The 6,176-nt window shown below is 31.7% G+C and carries 7 protein-coding genes; 6 read left to right on the top strand and 1 reads right to left on the bottom strand.

What is annotated here, in order from left to right; genetic code table 11:
• The first annotated feature begins 1 nt into the window (after nucleotide 1).
• The 6 genes from HKP48_RS01235 (at nucleotide 2) to HKP48_RS01260 (ending at nucleotide 5,648) form a co-directional block, all read left to right on the top strand.
• On the top strand, nucleotides 2–334 hold the full coding sequence (locus HKP48_RS01235; RefSeq protein ID WP_296342003.1) for a ribonuclease Z: 333 nt from the start codon (nucleotides 2–4) through the stop codon (nucleotides 332–334).
• 3 nt (nucleotides 335–337) lie between these two features.
• On the top strand, nucleotides 338–1,249 hold the full coding sequence (locus HKP48_RS01240) for a ribonuclease Z (protein ID WP_296342006.1): 912 nt from the start codon (nucleotides 338–340) through the stop codon (nucleotides 1,247–1,249).
• A gap of 3 nt (nucleotides 1,250–1,252) precedes the next feature.
• Complete coding sequence (gene pdxH, locus HKP48_RS01245) at nucleotides 1,253–1,900, top strand: pyridoxamine 5'-phosphate oxidase (protein WP_296342008.1); 648 nt, start codon at nucleotides 1,253–1,255, stop codon at nucleotides 1,898–1,900.
• Nucleotides 1,901–2,125: 225 nt separating this feature from the next.
• The gene (locus tag HKP48_RS01250) at nucleotides 2,126–2,620 is read left to right on the top strand and encodes a histidine phosphatase family protein (RefSeq protein WP_296342010.1); all 495 of its coding nucleotides are present in this window, start codon (nucleotides 2,126–2,128) and stop codon (nucleotides 2,618–2,620) included.
• A gap of 63 nt (nucleotides 2,621–2,683) precedes the next feature.
• Entirely contained in the window at nucleotides 2,684–4,750 is a 2,067-nt protein-coding gene (gene ppk1, locus HKP48_RS01255; protein ID WP_296342012.1) for a polyphosphate kinase 1, read from the top strand.
• Nucleotides 4,743–5,648, top strand: coding sequence for an exopolyphosphatase (locus HKP48_RS01260; RefSeq protein ID WP_296342014.1), 906 nt, complete (start codon nucleotides 4,743–4,745; stop codon nucleotides 5,646–5,648). Before ppk1 ends, HKP48_RS01260 begins: the two co-directional genes overlap by 8 nt.
• Nucleotides 5,649–5,707: 59 nt before the next feature.
• Here the strand turns inward: HKP48_RS01260 and HKP48_RS01265 are convergent.
• Nucleotides 5,708–6,176 (bottom strand): IS1595 family transposase (locus HKP48_RS01265; RefSeq protein WP_296342016.1); only part of this gene is annotated, 469 nt, incomplete at its 5' end.

Genomic DNA, 6,176 nt, shown 5'->3' on the forward strand with positions numbered 1-6,176 from the left:
TATGATATTTAATAAAGATGGAAATATCACAATTATAACGCAACAAAAAGCGTCGGTAAAAACTTTGGTAAATAATATCGAGCAAGTCTACGAAAAGTATAAAAATGACCATATTATTGTTAGACTTTCGAGTTTAGATGATATTTCACTCGAGGATATTATTGAGTTTCTTATAGTAAGTAACACACATCGTGGTGATAAAAAATCGTTTGTTTTAGTATCTGATAAAGTAGATTTAGACACGATGCCAGATGAAATTTGTATTGTGCCAACAATGCACGAAGCTTACGATATTATTGAAATGGAAGATATTGAACGTGACTTAGGATTTTAGAAAATGAAATTAAATATTCTAGGCTGCTATAGTGCGACACCACGGACATTCACAAATCCGACATCCCAAGTTTTAGAAATAAAAAACCATCTTTTTTTAATTGATTGTGGCGAAGGTACACAAGTGCAACTTCGGAAGAATAAGATTAAATTTTCTAGAATTAAACACATTTTTATTTCTCATCTTCATGGTGATCATTACTTTGGGTTGGTAGGATTAATATCTACTTTTAGATTACTTAAGCGTGAAGCTGACCTTCATGTCTATGGACCAAAAGGATTAAAGCAAGTCATTACACTTCAGATGAAACTTTCGGACTCATGGACCAATTATAACCTATACTTTCATGTGTTAGAATCTAAGGACTCTGAATTAATATTTGAAGATGATAAAGTCGAAGTATATACCATACCACTGATTCATCGTGTGTACACCAACGGTTTTTTATTTAAAGAAAAGGAAGGCGAACGTAAATTGGATTTGAAAGCTGTCTTAAATAGTAATATAGACAAGTCTTATTTTAGAAAGCTAAAACAAGGAGCAGATGTCACTAACGAACACGGAGAACTAATAAAAAATAGTACAGTCACATTACCACCACCAAAAGCAAAATCTTATGCGTTTTGTAGTGATACGGCATATAATGAAGCTATTGTCCCAATAATAAAAGAAGCGGATGTACTTTATCACGAATCTACATTCTTAGAAAGGCATGAGAATTTGTGTGAAACTACAAAACATAGCTCTGCAAAACAGGCGGCTACTATAGCCAAAAAGGCTAATGTAGGGAAATTGATTTTAGGACATTATTCTACACGATACGATGATTTATTCTTATTTAAAACAGAAGCTGAGCCTATATTTAGTAATGTAGAATTGGCAGATGATGGAAAAGTTTTTGAATTTAAACCATAAGCAATGGAAAAGGATTTAGGAGATTACAGGAAATCATATGAAAAAGGAGAGTTGTTATTATCTAAGGCACCAGAAAACCCAATTGAATTATTTAGAGATTGGTTTTTAGAAGTTGATACACATTTTAATGTGGGCGAAACCAATGCCATGACTATTTCTACTTTAGGTTTAGATGGTTATCCAAAGAGTAGAGTAGTGCTACTTAAAAAATACACACATGAAGGTTTTATTTTTTATACCAATTACAATAGCGAAAAAGGAAAAGCTATACTTCATAATCCAAATGTCTGTTTGTCCTTTTTCTGGCCAGCTGCAGAACGTCAGATAATAGTTAAGGGGAAAGCTGAGAAGATTGCAGAAAACTTAAGTGATGGTTATTTTGAATCTAGACCAAGAGGAAGCCAATTAGGAGCTATAGCATCTAACCAAAGCGAAGTTGTAAAAGATAGAGCGGAATTAGAAAATAGATTAAAAGCATTAGAAGAAAAATTCGAAGGAAAAGATATAGAACGTCCTGAATATTGGGGTGGGTTTATGGTAAAACCAGTAGAACTAGAGTTTTGGCAAGGAAGACCTAACCGTCTACACGATAGAATACGTTATAAATTAGAAGATAATTACAACTGGATGGTTGAGCGACTATCACCTTAATTAAATAAACGACGAAATAAAATTAAAACAGGGTCAAGTGCATTTAACAATACTTTAAAAACGATAAAAAACATTGAGTAAAATCTTAAAATACTGTCAATTCTTCGTTTATTTAATAATTTATAAGATGTTATACCTTTACAATGATATTGTATAAATTTGTGCAACCTATGATTTTAATCTAACAAATAAAACGGTTTATCGTAAAAAACATGTATTTAATCGATGAAAGAGAAGAGGGTTATCCTTATTAGACACGCAAAATCTTCATGGGAATACGGTATAGGAGATATTGATAGACCTTTAAAGAAAAGAGGGATTAAAGATGCTTCAACAATAGCTAAAGTTTTTAAAGAAAAAAACTACGTACTTGATAGAATTTATTCAAGCCCCGCCAATAGAGCATTTTCAACCTGTAATATTTTTAAGAGAAATTTGAATTGGACAGATAATGAAATTGAAATTGTAAATGAATTATATGATTTTGGCGGAGAGTCTGTACTAAACTTTATTGCTACACTAAATAACACATTAGATACCGTCGTAATTTTTGGACATAATCATGCATTTACCGCTATAGCCAATATGCTTGGAGATAAGTTTATTGATAATTTACCAACATCGGGTTTGGTTGTTTTAAAATTCAATATAGATTCATGGGAGTTTGCTAGATATGGAGAAACAGAGCTTCTTATGTTTCCTCGCGATTATAGAGCTTAATTTTTTACAAAATATTATAGTACTTCTTTTTTTGAACGGTTATATTTGAAAAAAGATTTCTTCATGACCAAACTCAATAATTCGTACATCAATCGAGAGCTAAGTTGGCTACAGTTTAACGCTCGAGTGCTTCAAGAAGCTGCAGATGAAAATGTACCCTTAATAGAACGGTTACGTTTTATAGGAATTTTCTCTAATAATTTGGATGAATTTTTTAAGGTAAGATACGCTACGGTAAAGCGTATAGATCAGGCTGGTAAAGGTGGTAAAAGTCATCTTGGAGGTATCAAAGCTAGTGATTTATTAGAACGAATCACAGAGATAGTTATAGAGCATCAAAGAACTAGTTTAGGGATTCTTGAGAGTATTCAAGACAAATTAAAAGAACAAGACATTCATATTATTAACGAAACTCAAATCCAAAAGGCTCATCACGATTACATAAAAAGTTATTTTTATGAAGAAGTAAGCCCAGCTTTGGTAACTATAATTCTTAATGAAAATGTAGAACTTCCCCTACTTAAAGATAGTGCCGCCTATTTGATTGTTAAGATGAATTTAAAAAACAATATAAAACAATATGCACTCATAGAAATATCCAAGGCTATGAATAGGTTTGTGGTATTACCAAAAATTGGAGAAAAAAGTTACATCATTTTAATAGATGATTTGTTGCGCTATAGCTTGAAAGATATTTTCAATATTTTTGATTATACATCCATATCTGCTAACATGATAAAAATCACCAGAGATGGGGAGTTGGACTTTGATAGCGACTTAAGTAAAAGCTTTATAGATAAAATATCTGACAGTGTTAGGGATAGAAAAATTGGTGAGCCAGTTAGGTTTGTTTATGACTCTACTTTAGACGAAGAAACTTTAAAATATTTAATGGAAAAAATGGGTATTGACTCTAAAGACAGCGTTATACCCGGTGGTCGCTATCACAATAGGCGTGATTACATGAGTTTTCCTAGTCTTGGTCGGAAGGATTTACTGTACGATAAAATAAATCCGCTACCAGTCAAAAATCTAAGTTTAGAGCAGAGTATTTTTAGTACTATATCCAATAAAGATTATATGGTACATACACCTTATCATACGTTTTCATACATCGTTAAGTTTTTGCGTGAGGCTGCTTTGGATCCAACTGTAAAGTCAATAAAGATAACGATTTATAGGCTTGCACAAATATCTCATGTTGCTAGTTCTTTAATAAATGCAGCAAAAAACGGAAAAAAAGTGACCGTTTCTATAGAGTTAAGAGCACGCTTTGATGAAGAAGCAAATATCAACTACGCTGAACAAATGCAAGATGAAGGTGTAAACATGCTATTTGGTGTTCCAGGCCTAAAAGTACATAGTAAAATGTGTGTAATTGAGCGTGAAGAGCATCAAAAAATCAAACGTTATGGTTTTGTAAGTACTGGAAATTTTAACGAGTCTACTGCCAGGATTTATACAGATTTCACACTATTTACAGCAGATCAGAGGATACTAAAAGATTTAAATAAAGTTTTTAATTTTTTTGAAGTTAATTACAAAATTTACCGTTACAAACATATTATTACATCACCTCACTACACCCAGACAAAACTGTTTGGACTGATAGATAATGAAATTGATAATGCAAAAGCTGGCAAATCTGCTTACATAAAGCTTAAGATGAATAGTATGAGTAGCCACAATATGGTAGATAAACTCTACGAAGCTAGTAGAGCAGGTGTAAAAATACAAATGATTATAAGAGGTATTTGCTGCTTAGTACCTGGTGTTGAAGGGATGAGTGATAATATTGAAGTTATTAGTATTGTAGACAAATTTTTAGAGCACACAAGACTTTTTATATTTTCAAATAATAATGACCCTAAAATATATATATCTTCAGCAGATTGGATGACAAGAAATATTGATAATAGAGTAGAGGTCAGTTGTCCAATATATGACACAGAGATTAAACAAGAGCTTCAAGATATTTTTGATATTTGTTGGAGAGACAACGTAAAAGCTAGAATTATAAATCAAAACCAAGATAATAGTTATAAAATTTCGACTACTGACAAAAAAATTAGAGCACAGTTTGAAATTTATGACTATTACAAAAATAAACTAGAAGTCTCAGATGCTTAAAATAAAAAAATACGCTGCCATAGATATAGGTTCTAATGCTGTAAGACTATTAATAAAAAGTATAATAGAGCAAAAGGATAAACCCGTAATTTTTAAAAAAAATGCTCTAGTTAGAGTGCCTATTAGGTTAGGAGCTGATGTTTTTGTTTCTGGCGCAATATCCGAATATAATAAGCAGCGTATGCTAGACACAATGACTGCTTTTTACTTATTAATGAAATCTCATGGCGTAGTTAATTACAAAGCATGTGCAACTTCCGCTATGCGAGATGCCTCAAATGGCGGTGAGGTCTGTAAACTGGTTGATGAAAATTGTAATATTAAAATAGATATTATAGACGGAGAAGAAGAAGCAACAATAATTGCTGCAACAGACCTGAACAAATTTATTAACCCTAATAAAACATATTTATACGTAGATGTAGGTGGAGGAAGTACGGAGTTTTCAGTAATTCATAATTCTGAAAAAATAGAATCTAAATCATTTAGAATAGGTACTGTAAGATTATTAAACGACAGTGTTACGAATGAAACATGGCGTTCTTTAGAAGATTGGATAAAAAGTCACACAAATATTTATGATAAGATAGAACTTATTGGCACTGGTGGTAACATTAACAAAATATTCAAAATATCAGGTAAGGATATAGGTAAGCCATTATCTTACTTCTATTTAACCAGCTATTTTAAAAAGCTACAAGATTACACTTACGAAGAAAGGATTACTGAACTCAACCTTAATCAGGATAGAGCTGATGTTATTATTCCAGCGTTGCGCATTTATTTATCTGCAATGAAATGGAGCGGAGCAAAAGACATATTAGTGCCAAAGATTGGTTTGTCAGATGGTATTGTAAAGAGTATTTATTATGATACAATTAGCAGCGTAAGCCTATGATACGATAGTTTGTCCTATTTATTCTATCAAAAATCTATTTAATGTTTAGAGGTCATCACTTAACTACTCATTAATTCCGAGTGACATATTTTATCCTTATCGACCATTTTAGTAATAAGGTTATTGAATATAGTGTTCTTGCTTTGTGAACGGTTTATTCTAAAGCAAAACTCATTAAAATATCGGTTTAAATTATGATGACCTACCCAAGAATAAGTTGTTCTAATCCAAGATTTAACTTGATGTATCATTGTATGTAATGCTTTGAAATTTAATCCATTGTTACTCTCAATTTGTTCTATATTATATGCCTTAGCGATAGGTCTATAACCTCTCCATTTATCTGTATTAACTTTTGCTTCCCTACTAATATGATTCACAAAAATGTACTGAAGTGATTTTGCTGAAAAATCATCTATTTTCATAGCATACATTCTTCTTACTTTTCCGTCTTCCGTAAGCTGAACTGCTGTTACAGCTTTCTTTTTCTTAGTATCATAACTCCTTCCTATTTTGTTTTCTTCCTTA

This window comes from Winogradskyella sp. (assembly GCF_013042245.1).
In the GTDB taxonomy this organism is placed as follows: domain Bacteria; phylum Bacteroidota; class Bacteroidia; order Flavobacteriales; family Flavobacteriaceae; genus Winogradskyella.

Coding starts and splice junctions, on each gene's coding strand:
- HKP48_RS01235 (WP_296342003.1), top strand. CDS start 2: ATGATATTTAATAAAGATGGAAATATCACAATTATAACGCAACAAAAA.
- HKP48_RS01260 (WP_296342014.1), top strand. CDS start 4,743: ATGCTTAAAATAAAAAAATACGCTGCCATAGATATAGGTTCTAATGCT.
- pdxH (WP_296342008.1), top strand. CDS start 1,253: ATGGAAAAGGATTTAGGAGATTACAGGAAATCATATGAAAAAGGAGAG.
- HKP48_RS01250 (WP_296342010.1), top strand. CDS start 2,126: ATGAAAGAGAAGAGGGTTATCCTTATTAGACACGCAAAATCTTCATGG.
- ppk1 (WP_296342012.1), top strand. CDS start 2,684: ATGACCAAACTCAATAATTCGTACATCAATCGAGAGCTAAGTTGGCTA.
- HKP48_RS01240 (WP_296342006.1), top strand. CDS start 338: ATGAAATTAAATATTCTAGGCTGCTATAGTGCGACACCACGGACATTC.